This is a genomic window from Kitasatospora sp. NPDC093558 (genome assembly GCF_040683475.1).
Taxonomy (GTDB): domain Bacteria; phylum Actinomycetota; class Actinomycetes; order Streptomycetales; family Streptomycetaceae; genus Kitasatospora.
On the sequence record NZ_JBFBDY010001153.1, the window covers coordinates 1 to 1,442 of the forward strand.

1 protein-coding gene and 1 pseudogene are annotated in these 1,442 nt (G+C 71.5%); one reads left to right on the plus strand and one right to left on the minus strand.

Annotated elements, in window-relative coordinates; translation table 11 throughout:
* Nucleotides 1-191: 191 nt before the first annotated feature.
* Nucleotides 192-1,058, plus strand: coding sequence for a formyltetrahydrofolate deformylase (gene purU / locus AB0O00_RS39310; RefSeq protein ID WP_363659465.1), 867 nt, complete (start codon nt 192-194; stop codon nt 1,056-1,058).
* Between the two features lie 31 nt (nt 1,059-1,089).
* On the opposite strand, the pseudogene AB0O00_RS39315 reads toward purU, so the two are convergent.
* Nucleotides 1,090-1,442 (minus strand): annotated as a pseudogene (locus AB0O00_RS39315) (MDMPI N domain containing protein); the annotation flags it as partial.

Consider the following 1,442-nt stretch of genomic DNA (forward strand, 5'->3'; position numbering starts at 1 on the left):
GTTCCCGGGCCGGGGGTCCGGGCTTCGCGCGATTTGTCGGATGAGCACTTCGGGCGTGCCACGCTGCCTAGGCGTCAACAGGGACAAGTCGGTGCCGTCCCGCAGTACGGGCACCGGGACGGGCGGTGTCCAGGATGTGACACGCTGGACCATTCACGAAAGCGCACGACCCAAGGACGGGATACCCCCACGTGGAACAGCAGCCGGCCAGTGCCCAGTACGTCCTCACGCTGTCCTGCCCCGACAAGCAGGGCATCGTCCACGCGGTCTCCAGCTACCTCTTCATGACCGGCTGCAACATCATCGACAGCCAGCAGTTCGGGGACGGGGAGAGCGGCCTGTTCTTCATGCGGGTGCACTTCTCCGCCGCCGAGCCCGTCACCGCGGACAAGCTGCGGGCCAGCTTCGCGGCGATCGGCGCCTCGTTCGCGATGGAGTGGCAGATCCACCCGACCGAGGAGCGGATGCGCATCGTCCTCATGGTCAGCAAGTTCGGGCACTGCCTCAACGACCTGCTGTTCCGCAGCCGGATCGGCGCGCTGCCGGTGGAGATCGCCGCGGTGGTCTCCAACCACACCGACTTCCGCGACCTCACCGAGGGCTTCGGCATCCCCTTCCACCACATCCCGGTCACCCGGGACAACAAGGCCGACGCCGAGCGGCAGCTGCTCGACCTGGTGGAGCGCGAGAACGTCGAACTCGTCGTGCTGGCCCGCTACATGCAGGTGCTCTCGGACGACCTGTGCAAGGCGCTGTCCGGCCGGGTGATCAACATCCACCACTCCTTCCTGCCGAGCTTCAAGGGCGCCAAGCCCTACCACCAGGCGCACGCCCGCGGCGTGAAGCTGATCGGCGCCACCGCGCACTACGTCACCGCCGACCTCGACGAGGGCCCGATCATCGAGCAGGAGGTGGCCCGGGTCACCCACGACATCACCCCGGACCAGCTGGTCGCGCTCGGCCGGGACGTCGAGTGCCAGGCGCTCGCCCGCGCGGTCAAGTGGCACAGCGAGCACCGCGTGCTGCTCAACGGCAGCCGGACGGTCGTCTTCGCCTGACGGGCGTCCTGGACTGACGGGGGCAGGCAGTTCAGGGGCGGGACAGCAGCGGCACCGCGCGCAGCACCTCGCGGATCGCGGCCCGGTCGCCGTGCTCGCCGACCGGCACCCGCTGCGGATCGCGGTGCGCGGCGGCCAGCTGGCAGAACTCCAGCCCGTCCAGCACCATCGACGCCACCGGCTCGCCGCCCGGCGGCCCGTCCCCCTGGCCGTCCAGCGGGACCAGCCACTCGCCGGCCGCCGGTCCGTCGATCACCAGCCGCAGCCGCCGCCCGCCCCGCCCGTCCGCGGGCGGCGCCGACGCCGGCGCCCCGGCCGGCTGGGCGGCCCGCAGCCCGGCCAGGGCGTGCGGGACCATCCGGACCGCCAGCTCCACCATCTGCC